Here is a 20,051-nt window from a genome sequence, read left to right as displayed (position 1 = left end):
CCCGCTGCCGCCTGAAGCGGCATCGCGTCAGGGTAGAACACCTGTCCGAATAGCCACGTTGCAAAAGCGCCACAGCGGTTAACAACGACGACAGCCCCTGACCTGCGTTTCCGCAGGTCAGGGGCTTCGTTTCGGTCGGGCTGACAGGATTTGAACCTGCGACCCCCTGACCCCCAGTCAGGTGCGCTACCAAGCTGCGCTACAGCCCGAATGCCCCCGGCCTGGGCCTGCGGAGCGAGGGGAACACTACCGCAGCACCTGCGGCCACGAGGAATCGCCCCGCCCGAGTGGGCCACGACCTGTCGCAGGGGCGCGGATGACCACCCGGCGTAGCCAATCTGGGTCATTCCGCGTTGTTCTCGGTGTCGAAGGTCCCTGGCCGTCACACGATGGACCATCAACCTGGGGGTTCACACCATGTCACATCTCGTTCGCCGCGCCGGACTGCTGCTGGCCGTCGTGGCAACCGCTGCCGGGCTCAGCTTCGCCGCGCCGCGCGCCGACGCCGGACAGCCCGACGCGCCTGTGCACGTCGACGTCCGCAACTGACCCGAGAGCCACACCACAGGACCGGCGCAGGCGCCGGCCCGATCAGCGCTTGCGCTTCTCGCGCGGCTTCTGCTCGATCACGATCGGCGTGCCGACGAAGCCGAACTCCTCGCGCAGCCGGCGCTCGACGAACCGCTCGTAGGCCGCGTCGAGCTTGCCGCTCGTGAACAGCACGAAGGTCGGCGGGGCCACCGACGGCTGCGTCGCGAAGAGGATCTTGGGCTGCTTGCCGCTGCGCACGGGGTGCGGGTGCTCGGCCACGAGGCGGCCGAGGAAGGTGTTGAGGGCACCGGTGCCGACGCGCGTCTCCCAGCCCGCGAGCGCCTTCTCGATCGCCGGGACGAGCCGGTCGACGTGCCAGCCGGTGCGGGCGGTGAAGTTGATCCGGGGCGCCCACTGGAGCTGCACCAGGTCGCGCTCGATCTCGCGCTCGAGGTAGTAGCGGCGCTCGTCGTCGACGAGGTCCCACTTGTTGAAGGCGATGATCATCGCGCGCCCGGCGTCGCGGACGGTCTGGATGATCCGCATGTCCTGCTCGGAGACCGACTGGCTGGCGTCGAGCACCAGCACGGCCACCTCGGCGCGGTCGATCGCGGTCGTGGTGCGCAGCGAGGCGTAGTACTCGTGGCCGGACGCCTGGTTGACCCGCTTGCGGATGCCCGCCGTGTCGATGAAGCGCCAGGTGTGCTCGCCGAGCTGGATCAGCTCGTCGACCGGGTCGACCGTGGTGCCGGACGCGTCGTCGACGACGACCCGGTCCTCCTTGGCCAGCATGTTGAGCAGCGAGGACTTGCCGACGTTGGGCTTGCCGACGATCGCGATGCGACGCGGGCCACCCACCTCCTCGAACGACTCGGCGGGAGTCTCCGGGAGCGCCTCGAGGATCGCGTCGAGCATGTCGCCCGACCCGCGGCCGTGCAGGGCCGAGACCGGGAACGGCTCGCCGAGCCCGAGGTTCCACAGGCCGAAGGCCTCGGCCTCGGTGCGCTGGTCGTCGACCTTGTTGGCGGCGAGCACGACCGGCTTGCCGGACTTGCGGAGGATCCGGACGACCGCCTCGTCGGAGTCGGTGATGCCGACGGTCGCGTCGACCACGAAGAGCACGGCGTCGGCGAGCGAGACGGCGATCTCGGCCTGGGCGGCGATGCGCTCGGCGAGACCGCGGGCGTCGGGGTCCCAGCCGCCGGTGTCGACCACGGTGAAGGCCCGGCCGTTCCAGTTGGCGTCGTAGGAGACGCGGTCGCGGGTCACGCCGGGTCGGTCCTCGACCACGGCTTCACGACGACCGATGATCCGGTTGACCAAGGTGGACTTGCCCACGTTGGGGCGGCCCACCACGGCCAGGACGGGCGTCGGACCGGCATCGGTCTCGACGTCTACGGCGTCGTACTCACTCATGTGCTCACAGCTCTCTGGCGTTCTCGACGAGCCCGGTGTCGGGGTCGTCCTCGGATTGTCCCGCAGGAAGGGGCCCGGGCAAGGATCGGCGCGTCTGCGAGAGGGCGCTGCCCAGCTCGGACAGCAGGTGCCCCCGGAGCAACACCGAGGTGGCAGCCACCTGTTCCCGCGTGCGCGGCCACGGCTGCTGTGGCGTCTGCCACGGCTGCCCGAGCACGAGGTCGATGGCCTCGCCCCGGGCCGGGAGCGCGTTGCTGCCGCCCCCGGGCGGCCTGGTGCCGATCAGCGTGACGGGTACGACGGGGGCGCCGGTGACGAGCGCCAGGTAGGCCGCACCGTGGTGGAACCGGCGCAGCTCGCCGCTGCCGCGGGTGCCCTCGGGGAAGATGCCGACCACTCCCCCGCCCCGGAGGACGCGAAGACAGGTGCGGATCGCACCAGGGTCGGCGTGGAACCGGTCGAGCGGGACCTGGCCGGTCGCGCGGAGCAGCCCGCCGAGGCGCCCCGCGAACATCTCGTGCTTGGTGAGTGCGTGGACCGGCCGCGGGGAGAAGGTCGCCAGCAGCGGTCCGTCGATCACACCGACGTGGTTGGCCGCGAGGATCACCCCGCCCGTCGCGGGGACCCGCTCGGCGTGGTGGACCGTGACCGGCCACCGCCGACGCATCAGCCACGCGGCCGTCGGTCGGACGGCGTGGAGCAGCCGCGTGGCCGGGTGCTCGTTGCTGCTGCGGGGAAGCTCGACGGCGGGTTCGCGCGTCACACGCCCTCCCGTGCCTCCGCCTCGTGCGCGAGCTCGGTGAGGCGGTCGATGACCTGCTCCAGCGTGAGGTGGGTGCTGTCGACGTGCACGGCTCCGTCGGCCATCACCAGCGGGGCGGTCGCCCGGCCGGAGTCGATGCGGTCGCGCTCGAGCAGCGACTGCTCGGTGCTGGCCACGTCGGTGCCGCCCTGCTCGGCCGTACGCCGCTGGGCGCGCGCGGCGGGGTCGGCGCTGAGGTAGACCTTCACCTCGGCCTGCGGCCACACGACGGAGCCGATGTCGCGTCCCTCGACCACGATGCCGCCGTCGCCGATGGCCTCGCGCTGCAGCTCGAGCAGCCGGGTCCGCACCTCGGGCACGGCGCTGACGGGGCTGACGGCCGCGTTGACCTCGTCGCCGCGGATCTCGACGGAGACGTCGACACCGTCGACCGTGATGGTCGGCGCGAGCGGGTCGGTCCCGGACTCGATGCGCGGACGCCCCGCCACGGCGGCCACCGCCACCCCGTCCCGTACGTCGACGCCCTCCCGCAGCAGCCACCACGTCATCGCGCGGAACATCGCGCCGGTGTCGAGGTAGCGCAGGCCCAGGCGGTCGGCCACGCCCCGGGAGGCGCTCGACTTCCCCGAGCCGGACGTGCCGTCGACGGCGATCACGAGGGAGCCGGGAACCGGGGAGCTGTCGACGCTGTTCACGGCGGAGAAGATTACCGGTGGGTGGTCCAGCCGCGGGATTCGAGAGCGGCGAGCAGGTGGTCGGCGCTGCTGCGCTCGACCACGAGCTCGGTGAGGCCGACCGGGCGTCCGGGGTCGTGGTCGATGTGGACGTCCTCGATGTTGACGCCGATCTCGCCGGCGTCGCCGAAGAGCCGCGCCAGCTCGCCCGGGTGGTCGGGGACGGAGACGAAGACCGACCGGGTGGGACGGGCCGGCCCGCCGTGCTTGCCGGGGATCGCCCGGGTGCCGGCGTTGCCGCGGGCGAGGATCTCGACGAGCTCGCCCCCGGAGTCGGCGGCCACGGCGTCCATGAGGGCGTCGAGGTCGGTGCGGACCTCGGCGAGCAGGTCGAGCACGGCGCCGGAGTTGGCCTCGAGGATCTGGCGCCACAGGGCAGGGTCGCTGGCCGCGACCCGCGTGACGTCGCGGACGCCCTGTCCCGACAGCGCGAGGTGCTCCTCGGGCGCGGACGCGAGGCGCCCCGCGACCAGGACGGCGGCGAGGTGCGGCAGGTGGGAGATCCGGGCGACCGCCCGGTCGTGCTCGGCGGGCTCCATCACGCGCGGGGAGGCCCCGCACTCCAGCACGAGCGCCTCGACCAGGCCGACCGCCTCGGGGGCCGCCCCGGCGTGCGGGGTGATCGCCCACGGTCGACCGTCGAAGAGGGCGGCGCTCGCGGCCAGCGGGCCGGAACGCTCGCTGCCGGCCATCGGGTGCGAGCCCACGTAGCGGCGCAGGTCGACCGGGTCGACGAGCCGCGTGACCTCGTCCAGGGGGGCGGACTTCACGCTGCCGACGTCGGTCACCACGGCGTCCGTGCGGCGCAGCGCGTCCGCGATCGCGGCGGCGATGGCGGACGGCGGCACGGCGACGACCACGAGCTGCGGCCGGTCGGACGCCGTGGCCGACCGTCCTGCACCGAGGCCGTGCGCGGTGCGGAGGTTCTCCTCGGACGTGTCGCGCAGGGCGACCTCGATACCGAGCCGCTGGCACACGAGGGCGATCGAGGTCCCGATCAAGCCAGCACCGACGACCTCGACCGGACCGAGGAGGGCCGGCAGCTGGTCGTCGTCAGTCATGGCTGGTGGTCTTCGCCAGGTCGCGACGGAGGTTGGCCGCACCGTGGAGGTAGGCGTGCGTGATGTCCGAGCGGGGCAGGTCGGTCTCGACGTGTGCCATCAACCGGACGACGCGCGGCATCGACCCCTCGATCTCCAGCTCGCGCGCACAGACCAGCGGGACGTCGGAGAAGCCCAGCTGGCGCGCGGCATAGGCGGGGAACTCGCTGGTGAGGTCGCTCGTCGCGGTGAAGATGATCGAGATGAAGTCGTCGACCTCGAGCCCGTTCGCCCTCATCACGTCGGTGACCAGCTCGGCCACCCGGTCCAACATGTGCTCGCGCGTGTCTTCCTCGAGCTGGGTCGCTCCGCGCACTGCCCTGACTGCCACGGGAGAACCCTAGGCCAGCCGCCCGACGCCCCCGGTGGCCGTCTCGCCAGCCGAGGTCGGGCCGCGGTCAGGCCGGGGTCAGGACGGTTGGTAGTCGCCGAACGACCAGTGGTTGCCCTCGGGGTCGAGCACGCTGCCGCCCCGGCCGCCGTAGTCCTGGTCGACCATCGCCTGCACCACCGTGGCGCCCGCGGCCACGGCCGCGTCGAAGACCGCGTCGGGGTCGGGGGTGACCAGGTACGCCGCCGCAGGACCGGTGCCGGCCAGCACGCCGTCCGGGCGCTGCGAGCCGAACATGATCCCGCCGCCACCGGGCCACGCCCACTCGGCGTGCACGACGACGGCCGGGTCCTTCTCGTCGCGGTAGGTCGCGTGCTCGGTGAAGCCGACGGCGCCCAGCCAGGTCGTCATCAGCTCCGCGTCGCTGACGGAGAACGTGTGCCACAGGGTGGTGCCGGAGACGTCGGTCATGCTGCTGCCTTCCTCATCGGGTCGCCCGGTGCGACCTCTCGTCCCAGCCTGTCGTGTCGCGGTCGCCGCTGGCTTGGACGATTGGGAACTCCCGGCGCAGCCACTCGGTCGGGCTGCACCCGGCGAAGTCCGACCACTCGCGCGCCAGGTGGGCCTGGTCGGCGTAGCCGCTGTCGGCGGCGATCCTGGCCACCGACACCTCACCGCCCAGCGCGGCGGCACGCATCCGGGCATGTGCCCCGGAGAAGCGCGCGAGGCGCTGGTAGGTCTTCGGCGGCACCCCCACCTCGTCGTGAACGAGCGTGTTCAGCCGTCGACGGCTGTAGCCGACGTCGTCCGCGACCGCCGCGACCGGGACGCCGCGGGTGAGGAGGGCCATCGCCCTGCCGACCTCCGGACGCGGCTGCGGGCGCGTGCGACGTCGTACGGCGTCGAGCAGGGCGTGCTCGAGCACCGCGAGCCGCCCTTCCCAGGTGCCCGCGGCGGCGAGCCGCTCGGGGAGCTCGGCGAGGCGTACGTCGACGTCGTCGAGGCCGAGGAGCTGCCCGGCCAGCGCGCTCGCGGGGACGCCCCACAGTGCCCGGGCTCCCGCCGCGGTCAGGCTGAGCTGGATCCCGCGCTGGTGGTGGCCGTGGTGGATGGCAGCGGCCCTGGTGTGCAGCCCGGAGACCGACGACCAGCCGACGGCCCGTGGTCCCCCGGTGCCGACCCACGACACCTCGAGCGGCTGGTCCAGGGGGAGCACGAAGGTCAGGTCCGTCGAGGGCATCCCGATGTGGACGCCCGGTCCGGCGAAGTCGACGTCGTAGACGACGATCGAGCGGACGGAGGCGGCCAGCGCGGGATGCACGACCACCATGCCGCTCAGAGCTCCGCGTCGTCCAGGAGCTCGCCGAGCTCGGCCACCGTCAGCTCGCGCATCGCACCCGAGGGGAGCTTCGCGAGCGTGATGGGTCCGATCACGGTGCGCGTGAGCCTGCGGACCGGGTGGCCGACGTGCTCGAGGAGCCGGCGCACGATCCGGTTGCGGCCCTCGTGGATGGTCAGCTCGACGATCGAGCGCTTGCTGCCCTCGCGCCGCGGGTCTCCCCCGATCACCCGGGCCTGGCTCACCGTCACCGGACCGTCGTCGAGGGTGACCCCGGCCAGCAGCTCGCGGACGGTGCGGACGTGGACCTCGCCGTCCACCTCGGCGACGTAGGTCTTGTCGACCTCGTGCGAGGGGTGGGCGAGGTGCTGGGCGAAGTCGCCGTCGTTGGTGAGGATGATCAGGCCCTCGGTGTCGGTGTCGAGGCGACCGACGTGGAAGAGCCGCTCGGGCCGGTCCGCGACGAGGTCGCCGAGCGTGCGCCGGCCCTCGGGGTCGCTCATCGTCGACACGACGCCGCGGGGCTTGTTGAGCACGAGGTAGACCTTGTCGCTGATCGGCGGGAGCCGCTTGCCGTCGACCCGGATCACCGCCGTGCGCGGGTCGACCTTGGTGCCGAGCCGCGAGACGATCTCGCCGTCCACCTCGACCAGGCCGTCGAGCATCAGCTCCTCGCACTTGCGACGGCTGGCCACGCCGGACTGCGCGAGCAGCTTCTGCAACCGGATCAGGCCGTCGTCGTCGGTCTCGGGCCGTTGCGAGTTGGGCTGGTCGTTGTCGGGGGCGTCGTGGGGCTTCATGAGATCTCGGTCCCGCCGTCGGGCTCGGTGCCGGAGCCCGAGTGCGGTGAGTGGTGGGGGGCGTCGGGCAGCGCTGCGGGCTCGACGACGGGCTCGACGACGGGCTCGACGACGGGCTCGGGCGCCGGGGCGTCGAGGCCCGCCACGCTGGCCAGCTCGTCCTCGAGGTCGTCCATGTCGGGGAGGTACGGCGCCAGCTCGGGCAGCTCGTCGATCGAGGTGATGCCGATGCGCTCGAGGAAGTACGACGTCGTCCGGTAGAGGTTGGCGCCGCTCTGCTCGTCCTGGCCGGCCTCCTCCACGAGGCCGCGGGCCAGGAGGGTGCGCATGACGCCGTCGACGTTGACGCCGCGGATCGCGGAGACCCGGGCACGCGAGACGGGCTGCTTGTAGGCGACCACCGACAGCGTCTCCAGCGCGGCCTGGGTGAGCCGGGCCTGCTGGCCGTCGAGGACGAACGACTCGACGACGCCGGCGAACTCGGGGCGCGAGTAGAAGCGCCAGCCGCCGGCGACGGAGCGGAGGTCGAACCCGCGGCCCTGCTCGGCGTACTCCGCGGCCAGCGTGTCGAGGGCGGCCTCGACGTCGTCGACCGGGTGCCCGACCACCGAGGCGAGGCGCACGGTCGCGAGCGGCTCGTCGGAGACCATCAAGATGGCCTCCAGGGCCGGGCGGAGCTCGGCCACCGCGACGGCGAGGGTGTCGACGTCCTGCTCGGTCGCGTGGGTCTGCTCGGTCACTGGTCCTCCTCGGGCGCGTCGGCAGCGGCCAACGGCACGTTGCCATCTTCGTCCTCGGGCGGCGCGCCGTCGAACTCGTCGGTGATCTCCACGTCGCCGTCCTCGTCGCCCGTCCACCGCACCGTCAGCTCACCGAGCGGGGTGACCTGGTCGAAGGAGACGGCGCCCTCGCGGAAGAGCTCGAGCAGCGAGAGGAACCGGGCGACGGTGGTCAGCCGGTCCGGCGAGTCGCCGCAGAGCGCCCGGAACGTCATCGTCCCGCTGCGTCGCAGGCGGTCGACGACGACCTGCGCCTGCTCGCGCACGCTCACCCGGGCGGCGTGGATGTGGTGCAGGGACACCTCGAGCACCGGCTTGGGCTCGAGCGCCTTCGCGGCGAGCTGGGCGAACTGCTCGAGCCCGATGCCGATCAGCACCTCGGGCAGCAGGGTGGCGAAGCGGTCCTCGAGCCCGACGGCGCGCGGCCGGCTGAGCGCCTCCGAGGCGAGCCGCTCCTCGAGCACGGAGGCCACCTGCTTGAACGCGCGGTACTGCATGAGCCGGGCGAAGAGCAGGTCGCGCGCCTCGAGGAGCGCGAGGTCCTCCTCGTCCTCGACGTCGCCCTGCGGCAGCAGCCGGGCCGCCTTGAGGTCGAGCAGGGTCGCGGCGACCACGAGGAACGAGGTGGTCTGCTCGAGGTCCCACGCGTCGCCGAGGTTCTTCACGTGCGCGATGAACTCGTCGGTGACCTGCGAGAGGGCCACCTCGGTGATGTCGAGCTTGTGCTTGGAGATCAGGCCGAGGAGCAGGTCGAAGGGCCCCTCGAAGTTGTCGAGGCGTACGGCGAACGCCGGGGCCTCGCTGCCCGGCTCGAGCGTGCCGGGAGCGAGGTCTGTCGAGGTGCTCACTCGTCGAGCAGCCGCTGCACCAGCGGGCTGTCGGCCCCCTGCGCCTCGAGGTCCGCGAGCACCAGCGCGAGCGCCTCGCGCACCAGGCGTCCGCGATCGACGGCCAGGCCGTGCTCGCGGCGCAGCGTCAGCCGCGCGTGCTCGATGTCGAGCAGCTCGTCGGAGGTGACGTAGACCGTCATCTTCTCGTCGTGGCGCACCCGGCCGCTCGGCCGCTTCGGGCCGGCGGCCGCGTCGTCCTCGTCGGCGACGGCGCGCACCCGGCGAGGGCGCTGGTCGCCGGCCGTCTCGGCAGGTACGGCGGGGTCCGACGTCGGGCGGAACAGGTCGTCCGCGGCCGGCATGGTCACTCGGCGGGCCACCGGGTGAGCACCTCCCTCGCGAGCGAGCGGTAGGCGTCGGCACCGGTCGACGACGAGGCGTACGCCGTGATCGGCTCCCCGGCGACGGTGGCGTCGGAGAACTTCACCGTGCGCCGGATCACCGTGTGGAAGACCGTGTCGCCCCACGCCGAGACCAGGCGCTCCATGACCTCGCGGCTGTGGAGCGTGCGTCCGTCGAACATCGTGCCGAGCACGCCGTCGATCTCGAGCTTCGGGTTGAGGCGCTCGCGCACCTTGTCGATCGTGGTCTTCAGCAGCGCGACCCCGCGCAGGGCGAAGTACTCGCACTCGAGCGGGACGATCACGCCGTCCGAGGCGGTCAGCGCGTTGACGGTCAGCAGGCCGAGGGACGGCTGGCAGTCGATGAGGATGATGTCGTACTTCTCGAGGGCCGGCGCGAGCACCCGCTGGAGGGTCTGCTCGCGGGCGACCTCGTGGACCAGCTGCACCTCCGCGGCCGACAGGTCGATGTTGGACGGCAGGAGGTCCATGCCCTCGATGCCGGAGGGGACCACGACCTCGTCGAGGGTGGTATCCCGGTCCATCAGCAGGTTGTAGACGGTCGCGTCCATCTCGTGGGGGTTGAGGCCCAGCCCGACCGACAGCGAGCCCTGCGGGTCGAAGTCGACCAGCAGCACCCTGCGGCCGAGCTCGGCGAGCGAGGCGCCCAGGTTGATGGTCGTCGTGGTCTTGCCGACGCCGCCCTTCTGGTTGCACATCGAGATCACCCGGGCGCCACCGTGCTGCGTCAGCGCGGCCGGCTCGGGGAAGACCGGCATGGGCCGTCCCGTGGGACCGATCTCCCCGGTCGCCGCGGGAGCCGGGACCCTCGGGGCGCTCTCGACGGGTCGTTCGAAGGGGATCGGCTGGGTCACGGTCTGCTCGTCTCGAGGGGTTGGTTCGGGCTGTGCGGCCTGCGGGGGCCCGGGGGGCGACGGTGGTCGGAACATCGGCGGCATCTCGGAGGCGCTGCTCCCACCCTGTGGACCGGAGAATCCCGCACCGCTCATGCCACCAGCTCCTTCACGCATCGCACCGATGCCTCGATTGGACCACGCCACGGGCCCCGTTCTTTGTCGACACGTCGACAGTTACGCCACAGGCACCCGCGCGACTGTAGGACCCCGCGGAGAGCGTCCACAACACCGACCCCCGGTCCCACAGGCACCTGACGGAATCTGTGCACGGACCCCCGGTCAGCTGCACAGGCGACGGCCGCCTGTGGACAAGCTGTGCACTCCGGGACCGACCATTCAGAGGCGCCGCATCGCGACCGTCGCGAGCACGAGCTCACCGGCCTCGTCCGTCGCGTCGCAGTCGACGACGGCCTCGATCACCCAGTCGTGGTGGCCCTCGGGGTCGTGGATCGTCTGTCGCACGTCGCGGACGCGCGACGTCGTGCCCTCCTCGGCGCCGACCGGCTCACCCGTGCGCTCCGGGCCGACCACCAGCAGGTCCGGGCCGCGGGCGTCGCCGTCGGTGAGCACCGAGTCGTGCTCGTCGTAGTAGCCCTCGAGGGCGCCGTCCCACACCGAGCGCCCCACCACGACCTGGCGCGGTGGCTCGGTGCGGTCGGCGGCGTTGCGCTCGAGGCGGACCAGCGTGTCGAGGTCGTCGCGCGAGACCGCGTCGACGCGCGCCCACATGGCGTTGCGGAGCATGACCCGGAAGGGACGCTCCTGCCGCGACAGCGGCCGCGGCGGAGGCGGCGGCTCGTGGTGCGAGACCGCGGACGAGGCGTGGTCGGGGTCCGAGAGCGCCTCCCACTCGTCGAGCAGCGAGGAGTCGGTCTGTCGCACCGTCTCCCCCAGCCACTCGATGACGTCCTCGACCTCCGGCGCCCGGTGCGTCTCCGGGACGGTCTGGCGCAGCGTCCGGTAGGCGTCGGTGAGGTAGCGCAGGACGAGTCCCTCGGAGCGGGCGAGCTGGTAGCGGCCGACGAAGTCGGTGAACCCCATCCCGTTCTCCCACATCTCCCGCACGATCGACTTCGGCCCGAGCGCCTCGTCCGGGAGCCACGGGTGGGTCTGGCGGTAGGTCTCGAAGAGGGCCTCGAGGAGCTCGCGCAGCGGCTGCGGCCATGTGATCTCCTCGAGCAGCGCCATCCGCTCGTCGTACTCGAGCCCGTCGGCCTTCATCTCCCCGATCGCCTCGCCGCGCGCCGCGTGCTGCTGGGCCATCAGGATCTGCCGCGGCGCCTCGAGCACCGCCTCCACGATCGAGACGACGTCGAGGCTGTAGGTCTCCGACTCCGGGTCGAGCACGTCGAAGGCGGCCAGTGCGAAGTGTGCGAGCGGCTGGTTGAGCGCGAAGTCGTCGGGCACGCCCGCGCTGATCACGTAGCGGCGGCCGAAGGTGTCCACCTCGGCCAGGCGGGTGACGATGCCGGTGCGCAGCAGCGACCGCGACAGCCGCAGCGCCCGCCGGGCCAGTCGCAGCTGGCCGCGCCGCTCCTCGTGGTTGTCGGTCAGCAGCCGCCTCAGCACGCCGAACGCGTCCTCCTCGCGGGACACGACGTTGACGAGCATCGCGTTGTCGACCTTCATCCGGCTGACGAGCTTCTCCGGCACGCCCGCCACCAGCTTGTCGAAGGTCTGCTCGGTCCACACGACCGTGCCCTCGGGCGCCTTCCTGAGCTGCGCCTTCGACTTCTTCTTGCCGGCCGCGACCCGCGCGGCGATCTTGGCCTTGGCCTGCTCGTTCTCGATCACGTGCTCCGGGGCCTGTACGACGACGTAGCCGGCCGTGTCGTAGCCCGCGCGGCCGGCCCGGCCGGCGATCTGCTGGAACTCCCGCGTCCGGAGCACCCGCTGCCGGTTGCCGTCGAACTTGGCCAGCCCCGTGAACAGCACGGTGCGGATCGGCACGTTGATCCCGACGCCGAGGGTGTCGGTGCCGCAGATGACGCGCAGCAGGCCGGCCTGGGCGAGGGTCTCCACCAGCCGGCGGTACTTCGGCAGCATCCCCGCGTGGTGCACGCCGATCCCGTTGCGGACCAGCCGCGACAGGGTCTTGCCGAAGCCCGCCCCGAAGCGGAAGGCCCCGATCCGGTCGGCGATCGCGTCCTTGTCGACCTTCTTGGGCGGGTGCCGGAGCAGGTTCGTCGCGTGCTCGACCGCGGCGGCCTGCGTGAAGTGGACGACGTACACCGGGTCCTGGCCGGTCGACACGAGCTCCTCGAGCGTGTCGTCGAGCGGCTCCATCGACCAGCGGAAGCTGAGCGGGACCGGGCGCTCGGCGTCGTCGACCACGGCCGTGTCGCGGCCGGTGCGCCGCTGGAGGTCCTCGACGAAGAACGAGACGTCACCGAGCGTGGCCGACATCAGCAGGAACTGGGCGTCGACGAGCTCGAGCAGCGGCACCTGCCACGCCCAGCCGCGGTCGTGCTCGGCGTAGAAGTGGAACTCGTCCATCACCACGAGGCCCACGTCGGCGCCCCGGCCCTCGCGCAGCGCGATGTTGGCGAGCACCTCGGCCGTGCAGCAGATGATCGGGGCGTCGGGGTTCACCGCGGCGTCGCCGGTGAGCATGCCGACGTTGTCGGCGCCGAAGACCTCGATCAGCGCGAAGAACTTCTCGCTCACCAACGCCTTGATCGGTGCGGTGTAGAAGCTCACCTGGTCGCGGGCGAGCGCCGCGACGTGCGCGCCGATCGCGACCAGCGACTTCCCCGACCCGGTGGGCGTGGCGAGGATGACGTGGTTGCCGCCGAGCAGCTCGATGACGGCCTCGTCCTGGTGGGGGTAGAGCTCGAGCCCCCGGTCCGTGGCCCAGCCGGCGAAGGCGTCGTAGACGGCGTCCGGGTCGGCGCCGGTCGGCACCCGGGTGTCGAGGCGCACAGGGTCCGGCATGCGGCAATCCTTCCACCCACGGGTTTCGCCGGCCTCACCGCCGTGCAACCGCCGTGAAACCGGACGGGCGCAGGCTTCCTCCCATGACAACGACCACTCCTGACCTCGCAGTCCGCGCTGCCGGGCTCGTGAAGAAGTTCGGCGACCAGCGCGCCGTCGACGGCATCGACCTGGAGGTCCACCGCGGCGAGGTCTTCGGCGTCCTGGGACCCAACGGCGCCGGCAAGACCACCATGCTCCGGATGCTCGCCACCCTGCTGCACATCGACGAGGGCGACGCGGCGATCTTCGGCCGCGACGTCCGCACCGAGCCCCACGCCGTACGCCGCCTCCTCGGGGTCACCGGCCAGTACGCCTCCGTCGACGAGAACCTCACGGCCACCGAGAACCTCTGGCTCTTCGCGCGGCTCCAGGGCGTCGGCCGCACCGAGGCCCGCACCCGCGGCGCCGAGCTGCTCGAGCAGTTCGACCTGACCGAGGCGGCGAAGAAGCCGATCTCCGCCTTCTCCGGCGGCATGCGCCGGCGCCTGGACCTGGCGGCCAGCCTCCTCACCCGCCCGCCGCTGATCTTCCTCGACGAGCCGACCACCGGCCTCGACCCCCGCACCCGCGGCCAGATGTGGGACACCATCCGCGACCTGGTCCGCACCGGCTGCACGGTGCTGCTCACCACCCAGTACCTCGACGAGGCCGACCAGCTCGCCGACCGGATCGCCGTGATCGACCGCGGCGTCAAGGTCGCCGAGGGCACCGCCGACGAGCTCAAGTCGTCGGTCGGGCAGTCCACGCTCCAGCTCCAGGTCGCCGACCCGGCCGACCTCGCCGTCGTCGCCGAGGAGGCGCGCCGCCTGGTCCGGGAGGAGGCCGTCCTCACCCCGGAGGCCCGACGCGTCAACGTCCCGCTCACCCGCACCGACCAGGCCGTCGACGTCCTCGTCGCGCTGCGCGACCGGGGCATCACGATCGAGTCGGTGACCGTCCAGAAGCCCTCGCTCGACGAGGTCTTCCTCGCCCTCACCGGCCACGACACCACCGACGCCGACCCCGAATCCGGTGCCGACGACACCCGGAGTGGCGCTGACGGCGACCACACCGACCACACCGACCAGCAGATGGAGGCCGCCCGATGAGCGCCATCACCGTCACCGACCCCGCCGAGATCGCCGCGGCCGACCAGAGGGTCGGCCTGGCCGACACCCTCAGCCAGACCATGACCCTCGCCTGGCGCGCCACCATGAAGATGCGCCGCAGCATGGAGGTGATGTTCGACGTCACCATCCAGCCGCTGATCTTCACCGCGATGTTCGCCTACATCTTCGGCGGCGCGATCTCCGGCGACGTGGGCAGCTACCTGCCGCTCATCATCCCCGGCCTGATCGGCCAGACCGTGCTGACCGCGTGCGTCGCCACCGGCGTCCAGCTCCGCACCGACATGGACACCGGTGTCTTCGACCGCTTCAAGGTGCTGCCGATCTCACGCATCGCCCCGCTCGCCGGGCCGATGGTGGCCGACCTGCTCCGCTACTTCATCGCGTCGGTGCTGACCTTCACCGTCGGCATCGCCATCGGCTACCGCCCCGGCGGCGGCTTCCTCGGCGTCGCCGGTGCCGTGCTGCTCGCGATGGTCGCCGGCTGGTCGCTCGCCTGGATCTTCACGCTCTTCGGGATCCTCGGTCGCAACGCCCAGGGCGTGCAGGGCATCTCGCTGCTCGTGATGTTCCCGCTGACCTTCCTGTCCAACGCGTTCGTCCCGACCGACACGATGCCCGCTCCCCTGCGCGCCTTCGCCGACGTCAACCCGGTGTCGCTGGTGATCACCGCGATCCGTGACCTCGCCAACGACGGGGCGGTCACCGCCAACGTCGGCTGGGCGTTCGTCGGGTGTGCCGTGGTCATCGCGATCTTCGCGCCGCTCTCGGTGCGGGCGTTCAACCGGAAGATGTGACCCAGCCGCGCCGGACGCGGTCCAGCACCGCTGCTGCCTCGGGCAGCAGCTCCGGCCCGGGGCGGTCGGCCAGCTCGGAGACGAGCCGGCCGACCAGCCCCGGTTCGGCCGTCTCGGCGAGCTCCACCATCGGCTCCCACGCCATCACCGGGACGCTGCGGTTGTAGGACCACCGGTGCGCGAACGCCAGCAGGCGTACGCCGTCCGCGTGCTGCTCGCGCGGACCGAACCGCAGCACCCACGCCGCGAGCGCCACCAGGAGCACGCCGTTGAGCGGCAGGTCGGTGAACCACAGCCGCTCCTCGGTGAGTCCCGGACCGGCGCCCACCAGCAGGTCGCGCAGCTCGGCGGCGCGCTCGACGTCCGTGCCGTCGCCGTAGCGGGCCCGGCTCACCAGCGCCGACGACGCCGCCAGCATCAGCCACGGGTTGATCCCGCCACCGGGGTCGGCGTCGACCACCATGTCGACGATCTCGTCGTAGCGCCCGATGGCCACGTCGTGGTGGCCCCGGGCATGGGCCAGCTCCGCCTGCGCGGCCTGCCAGGTGAGGCGCGCCCCCATCTGCGCGGTGTCGCCGTCGGGCATGCCGAAGCGTTCCAGCATCTCCTCCGCCTCGTCGACGCGCCCGTCCATCAGCGGTGCGATCGCGGTGGCGACCTTCAGGCTGTAGGCGTCGGTGAGCGAGTGCACCCGCTCGAGCAGCGGCCAGGCCTGCGCCGCGTGCCGAGCGGCGCTCCCGTGGTCCCCGACGGACATCGCGAGCTGGCTCAGCTCCGCGTGGAGCGAGGCCGCGATGTAGGGCGGCAGCGGCCCGAGGGCCAGCGCCTGCTCGGCGTGCGCGTAGGCGACGTCGACGTCGCCGGTGTTCTCCGCGACCAGCGCGGCCCACAGCAGCAGCCCGCCCGCCACTGCCGGCCGGTCCTGCGCCGACGCAGCGGCCGCGGCCAGCCGGTCGGACGCCTCGGAGGGCTCGTCGTCGACGTGGATGGTCCGCCCGATGAGCCCCCACGTGCCCCGGGGCTCCGGGCCCTGCACCAGCAGCCCGCGCAGCCCGCTCAGGTCGATGCCCGGCATCCAGCTCAGGTGCACCATCAGCACACCGGCGGCGGACTGCGCGTCCTCGTGCAGGCCGTCCGGGACCTCCCAGCCGGTGAGCAGGTCGGTGGCCGCGTCGCACACGGCGAACAGGCGCGGCTGGTCGCCGGTGATGGTCCAGAGGCTGCCCAGCAGCGACACCATCCGCGCCACCGTCGCCCGGTCCCCGGACGCGAGCCCGTGCCGGAGCACGTCGGTCAGGTTGGTCTGGTCGCGCACGAGCTCGTCGACCGCCTCCGCCTGCCGCTCCGCCACCACCAGGTCGCCGTACCTGTCGGCCAGCGACAGCGCCCACGCGTGCTGGGCGGCGGTGGCGGCGGCCAGCCCGCCCGACTGGTCGAGCTGGGCGGCGGCGTACTCGCGGATGGTCTCTAGCGCCCGGAAGCGGGTGCGGCCGCCGTCCTCCCCCAGCACCAGCAGCGACTGCTCCACCAGCACGTCGACCAGGTCGGGTCCGTCCGACCCCAGCACGGCGGTGGCGGTGGCGCGGTCGAACCCGTCCTGGAACACCGACAGCCACGACAGGGCCCTCTGCTCGTCGGCACTGAGCAGGTCCCAGGACCACGCGATCACCGCCTTCAGCGTGCGGTGCCGGTCGGGGGTGCTCCGGTCGCGGGTGCGCAGCGTGGCGAACCTGTCGTCGAGCGCCGTGGCGACCTCGGCGACCGTCATGGTCCGCACGCGGGCGGCGGCGAGCTCCACCGCCAGGGGCAGCCCGTCGAGCCGGTCGACGACGCCGCGGACGGCAGCGGGGTCCAGGACGGCGTCGGGCCTCGTGGCCGACGCCCGGCGCACGAACAACGCGACCGCGTCCTCACCCGACAGCTGGCTGAGCGGCACCGCACGCTCGGCACCGAGGCGCAGCGGCGCCCGGCTCGTGGCCAGCACCTGCAGGTCTCGCGCGGTGGCGAGCAGGAACGCCACGAGCGAGGCCACCGGCTCCAGCACGTGCTCGCAGTTGTCGAGGACCAGCAGGGTCGGTCCCGCGTCGAGCTCCTGCGCCATGCGGGAGCGTACGTCGGCCTGCTGGGCCGGTGAGAGCGCCATCCGGGTCGCCATCGAGCCACGCACGCCGAGGGCCGCCCCGACCGCCGCCACGACGTCGTCACCGGCGCCCACGCCCACGAGCTCGACCACGTGCACGTGGGGCAGCCGCGACTCGCGGGCCAGGACCTGCGCGATGCTCGTCTTGCCGATGCCGCCCGGCCCCAGCACGGTCACCAGGCGCGAGGACGCCATCGCGCTGCGGAGCCGGGCCAGGTCCTGCTCGCGTCCGAGGAGGCCGTCGCCGTCGTACCGGACCCCGGTCCGCACCGGGTCGTCGGCTGCCAGGAGCTCGCGGTGCAGCCGCTGCAGCTCGGGGGCCGGGTCGACGCCCAGCCGGTCGGCGAGGTCCTCGCGGTAGGCCTCGTAGCGACCCAGTGCGACCGCCGGCCCGCCGACGGCGGCCATGCTGCGCAGCAGGTCGCCCAGCACTGCGGCGTCGTCGACCCACCTCTCGGCGGCGCCCTCCAGCAGCGGCAGCGCCTCGGCGTGCCTGCCCTGCCGGGAGAGGGCACGGCCCAGGAGGTCGTCGGCGGCCTCGAGCGTGTGCGTGGCGAGCGCACGCAGCACCGCGAGCGGACCGTCGGTGTCGTCGCGGGCCGGCTCGGGCCACGACCGTGCCGCCTCGGCCAGGTCGGCCGCGCGCACCGCGTCCCCGTCGCGCAGCGCGTCCCGCGCGCCCGCGACCTGCAGCCCGAGCTGGAGCACGTCGACCTCGTGGGGCTCGAGGCCGAGCCGGTAGCCGGTCTCGGTCAGGTCGACGACGCCCGCGGCCGTGCTCGACCGCACCCGGGACACGAGCACCTGCAACGCCTTGCCCGGCGTGGCCGGCGGGTCGTCCTCCCAGACCCGCTCGACGAGCTCGGCGGTGCTCAGTCCGCGCGGCTCGAGCACCAGGGCGGCGAGGAGCGCCTGCGGACGGCCGCCGACGAGCGGCGTGCCGTCCCAGGAGGGGGTGCCGAGCAACCGGAGCCTGACCGTCATTCGCGTGCCCGGGGGTGGGCGGTGGCGAAGACCTCGCGCAGATTGTCGACGGTGACGAGCGTGTAGACCTGGGTCGTGGTCACCGAGGCGTGGCCCAGCAGCTCCTGCACGACGCGGACGTCGGCGCCACCGTCGAGCAGGTGCGTGGCGAAGGAGTGCCGCAGGGTGTGTGGGGAGACCGACGCCGTGACCCCGGCCCGCTCGGCCGCCTTGACCAGCACCGCCCAGGCGCTCTGCCGCGAGAGCCGGCCGCCACGGGAGTTGAGGAACATCGCGGGCCCGCCCGCGCCGGTGCCGACCAGGTCGGGCCGCGCCCGGGTGACGTAGGCCGCCACCGCCTCGCGCGCGTAGCCGCCGACCGGCACGATCCGCTCCTTGCCGCCCTTGCCGCGCAGCAGCACGGTGCCGTCGACCTGGTCGAGGTCGTCGACGTCGAGGCCGACAGCCTCGGAGATCCGGGCCCCGGTGCCGTAGAGGAGCTCCAGCAGCGCCCGGTCTCGCAGGGCGAGCAGCGTCTCGGGCGCCCCCGCCGCGTCCAGGATCGCCTCGACGTCGGACAGCGGCAGGGCCTTGGGCAGCCGCTTGGCCGGCGTCGGCGGCTTCACCGCCGCGGCCGGGTCCGCCACGGCCAGGCCGTCGGAGACCGCGAACTTGTGGAACCCGCGCACCGCGACCACCGTCCGGGCCGCGGAGGTCGAGCTCAGCGGCGGATGGGCCTCGCTCCCCTCCCGCAGGCTGACCAGGAACGCGGCCACCGTCGCCTCGGTGACCGCGTCCAGGTCGTCGATCCCCTGGGTCGTCAGGAACTCGTCGTAGCGACCCAGGTCACGCGTGTAGGAGCTCAGCGTGTTGGTTGCCAGGCCTCGCTCGACCGCGAGGTGGTCGAGGTAGGTGCGGAGGGCCCGGCTGAGCGTCACGCAAGAACGGTATCGAGTGCCACCGACTCGATGCCGACAGCGGCACCGACCGGTCCGTTGGTCAGCTGGCCCGCGTGGGTGTTGAGGCCCAGCGCGAGGCTGCGGTCGTCGCGCAGCGCCTGCTGCCAGCCCTTGTCGGCCAGCGCCACGGCGTAGGGCAGGGTCGCGTTCGTCAGCGCGTACGTCGACGTGTTCGGCACCGCACCCGGCATGTTGGCCACGCAGTAGAACACCGAGTTGTGCACCTCGTAGGTCGGGTCGTCGTGCGTGGTGGCGTGGGAGTCCTCGAAGCAGCCGCCCTGGTCGATCGCGATGTCCACGAGCACCGAGCCGGGCTTCATCCGCGAGACCAGGTCGTTGGTCACCAGCTTCGGAGCAGCCGCACCCGGGATCAGCACCGCCCCGATCACCATGTCGGCCTCCATCACCTGCTGCTCGATCGCGAGCTTCGACGACGCCAGCCCGTGCACGCGGTTGTCGTAGCGCCAGAACGACATCCGCAGCTTGTCCAGGTCGGTGTCGAGCAGCGTGACGTCCGCGCCCATGCCGAGCGCGATGTTCGCGGCGTTCTGGCCCGACACGCCGGCGCCGATGATGACGACCTTGGCGTTCGCGACGCCACCGACGCCGCCCATCAGGACGCCGCGGCCGCCGTTGGCCTTCATCAGCGAGTACGCCCCGACCTGGGGCGCGAGGCAGCCCGCGACCTCCGACATCGGGTAGAGCAGCGGCAACCCGCCCGAGGGCAGCTGCACGGTCTCGTAGGCGATGCCGGTGACCTTGCGCGCCATCAGCTCCTCGGCCAGCGGCTTGTCGGCGGCCAGGTGGAGGTAGGTGAAGAGGGTCTGGCCCTCCCGCATCCGGTCGTACTCCTCGGCCACCGGCTCCTTGACCTTCAAAATCATCTCGGCCGAGCCCCACACGTCGTCGGCCGAATCCAGCATCGTCGCGCCCGCGGCGACGTACTCCTCGTCGGTGATCTGCGAGCCCACGCCCGCGGACTTCTCGATGACGACCTCGTGGCCGTGCTGGACCAGCTCGTGCACGCCGATGGGCGTCAATGCCACGCGGTACTCGCGGTTCTTGACTTCCTTGGGTACGCCGACCTTCATGCCTTGCTCCTCGGGTTCTGAGGACCCACCACGATGTGGGCCGCCTCACAGCGGGAGCGACACTACTCCGGGACGGCC

19 protein-coding genes and 1 tRNA gene are annotated in these 20,051 nt (G+C 72.6%); 3 read left to right on the top strand and 17 right to left on the bottom strand.

Features of this window, described 5'->3' with window-relative positions; genetic code table 11:
- Nucleotides 1–135: 135 nt before the first annotated feature.
- Nucleotides 136–209: transfer RNA gene (locus tag EUA93_RS15930), tRNA-Pro, on the bottom strand.
- 208 nt (nucleotides 210–417) lie between these two features.
- On the opposite strand from EUA93_RS15930, the gene EUA93_RS22250 reads away from it, so the two are divergent.
- Nucleotides 418–549, top strand: a complete 132-nt coding sequence (locus EUA93_RS22250; protein WP_275937891.1) for a hypothetical protein — start codon at nucleotides 418–420, stop codon at nucleotides 547–549.
- A gap of 42 nt (nucleotides 550–591) precedes the next feature.
- Here EUA93_RS22250 and der read toward each other — a convergent pair whose 3' ends face one another.
- The 13 genes from der to EUA93_RS15865 all read right to left on the bottom strand — a co-directional run bounded on the left by der (nucleotide 592) and on the right by EUA93_RS15865 (nucleotide 12,875).
- On the bottom strand, nucleotides 592–1,947 hold the full coding sequence (der, locus tag EUA93_RS15925) for a ribosome biogenesis GTPase Der (RefSeq protein WP_129401313.1): 1,356 nt from the start codon (nucleotides 1,945–1,947) through the stop codon (nucleotides 592–594).
- A 4-nt stretch (nucleotides 1,948–1,951) separates the two neighbouring features.
- Nucleotides 1,952–2,710, bottom strand: a complete 759-nt coding sequence (locus EUA93_RS15920; RefSeq protein WP_242497452.1) for a lysophospholipid acyltransferase family protein — start codon at nucleotides 2,708–2,710, stop codon at nucleotides 1,952–1,954.
- Nucleotides 2,707–3,405 (bottom strand): (d)CMP kinase, encoded by a 699-nt coding sequence (gene cmk / locus EUA93_RS15915; protein WP_129401312.1) that lies wholly within the window; start codon nucleotides 3,403–3,405, stop codon nucleotides 2,707–2,709. Before cmk ends, EUA93_RS15920 begins: the two co-directional genes overlap by 4 nt.
- An 11-nt stretch (nucleotides 3,406–3,416) precedes the next feature.
- Complete coding sequence (locus EUA93_RS15910) at nucleotides 3,417–4,505, bottom strand: prephenate dehydrogenase (protein ID WP_129401311.1); 1,089 nt, start codon at nucleotides 4,503–4,505, stop codon at nucleotides 3,417–3,419.
- On the bottom strand, nucleotides 4,498–4,875 hold the full coding sequence (gene aroH, locus EUA93_RS15905; protein ID WP_129401310.1) for a chorismate mutase: 378 nt from the start codon (nucleotides 4,873–4,875) through the stop codon (nucleotides 4,498–4,500). The genes EUA93_RS15910 and aroH overlap by 8 nt, the downstream gene beginning before the upstream one ends.
- 78 nt (nucleotides 4,876–4,953) lie before the next feature.
- The gene (locus EUA93_RS15900) at nucleotides 4,954–5,346 is read right to left on the bottom strand and encodes a VOC family protein (protein ID WP_129401309.1); all 393 of its coding nucleotides are present in this window, start codon (nucleotides 5,344–5,346) and stop codon (nucleotides 4,954–4,956) included.
- 13 nt (nucleotides 5,347–5,359) lie between these two features.
- The gene (locus tag EUA93_RS15895; protein ID WP_129401308.1) at nucleotides 5,360–6,205 is read right to left on the bottom strand and encodes a helix-turn-helix domain-containing protein; all 846 of its coding nucleotides are present in this window, start codon (nucleotides 6,203–6,205) and stop codon (nucleotides 5,360–5,362) included.
- A 5-nt stretch (nucleotides 6,206–6,210) separates the two neighbouring features.
- Nucleotides 6,211–7,014, bottom strand: coding sequence for a pseudouridine synthase (locus EUA93_RS15890; protein ID WP_129401307.1), 804 nt, complete (start codon nucleotides 7,012–7,014; stop codon nucleotides 6,211–6,213).
- A complete protein-coding gene (scpB, locus tag EUA93_RS15885; RefSeq protein ID WP_129401306.1) occupies nucleotides 7,011–7,754 on the bottom strand; it encodes an SMC-Scp complex subunit ScpB in 744 nt (247 codons plus the stop codon). Before scpB ends, EUA93_RS15890 begins: the two co-directional genes overlap by 4 nt.
- A complete protein-coding gene (locus EUA93_RS15880; RefSeq protein WP_129401305.1) occupies nucleotides 7,751–8,641 on the bottom strand; it encodes a segregation and condensation protein A in 891 nt (296 codons plus the stop codon). Before EUA93_RS15880 ends, scpB begins: the two co-directional genes overlap by 4 nt.
- Nucleotides 8,638–9,003, bottom strand: coding sequence for a hypothetical protein (locus tag EUA93_RS21825; RefSeq protein WP_242497451.1), 366 nt, complete (start codon nucleotides 9,001–9,003; stop codon nucleotides 8,638–8,640). Before EUA93_RS21825 ends, EUA93_RS15880 begins: the two co-directional genes overlap by 4 nt.
- Complete coding sequence (locus tag EUA93_RS15870; RefSeq protein ID WP_242497504.1) at nucleotides 8,988–9,803, bottom strand: ParA family protein; 816 nt, start codon at nucleotides 9,801–9,803, stop codon at nucleotides 8,988–8,990. Before EUA93_RS15870 ends, EUA93_RS21825 begins: the two co-directional genes overlap by 16 nt.
- Before the next feature lie 474 nt (nucleotides 9,804–10,277).
- Entirely contained in the window at nucleotides 10,278–12,875 is a 2,598-nt protein-coding gene (locus EUA93_RS15865) for a DEAD/DEAH box helicase (protein ID WP_129401304.1), read from the bottom strand.
- An 83-nt stretch (nucleotides 12,876–12,958) separates the two neighbouring features.
- On the opposite strand from EUA93_RS15865, the gene EUA93_RS15860 reads away from it, so the two are divergent.
- A complete protein-coding gene (locus tag EUA93_RS15860) occupies nucleotides 12,959–14,005 on the top strand; it encodes an ATP-binding cassette domain-containing protein (protein ID WP_129401303.1) in 1,047 nt (348 codons plus the stop codon).
- Nucleotides 14,002–14,820 carry an ABC transporter permease gene (locus tag EUA93_RS15855; RefSeq protein ID WP_129401302.1) on the top strand — a complete coding sequence of 273 codons (819 nt, stop codon included), beginning with the start codon at nucleotides 14,002–14,004 and terminating at the stop codon, nucleotides 14,818–14,820. Before EUA93_RS15860 ends, EUA93_RS15855 begins: the two co-directional genes overlap by 4 nt.
- On the opposite strand, the gene EUA93_RS15850 is transcribed toward EUA93_RS15855, so the two are convergent.
- From EUA93_RS15850 to ald, 3 genes are read right to left on the bottom strand one after another with little or no spacing between them, the layout of a single operon-like run.
- On the bottom strand, nucleotides 14,804–17,944 hold the full coding sequence (locus tag EUA93_RS15850; protein WP_129401301.1) for an ATP-binding protein: 3,141 nt from the start codon (nucleotides 17,942–17,944) through the stop codon (nucleotides 14,804–14,806). The genes EUA93_RS15855 and EUA93_RS15850 overlap by 17 nt on opposite strands.
- Entirely contained in the window at nucleotides 17,941–18,861 is a 921-nt protein-coding gene (xerD, locus tag EUA93_RS15845; RefSeq protein WP_129401300.1) for a site-specific tyrosine recombinase XerD, read from the bottom strand. Before xerD ends, EUA93_RS15850 begins: the two co-directional genes overlap by 4 nt.
- Nucleotides 18,858–19,973 (bottom strand): alanine dehydrogenase, encoded by a 1,116-nt coding sequence (gene ald, locus EUA93_RS15840; RefSeq protein WP_129401299.1) that lies wholly within the window; start codon nucleotides 19,971–19,973, stop codon nucleotides 18,858–18,860. Before ald ends, xerD begins: the two co-directional genes overlap by 4 nt.
- Nucleotides 19,974–20,051: the final 78 nt, after the last annotated feature.

The organism is Nocardioides oleivorans (assembly GCF_004137255.1).
Taxonomy (GTDB): Bacteria; Actinomycetota; Actinomycetes; order Propionibacteriales; family Nocardioidaceae; genus Nocardioides; species Nocardioides oleivorans.
The sequence above is the reverse complement of the archived record's forward strand: the minus strand, read 5'-3'. Positions and strand labels throughout refer to the sequence as shown.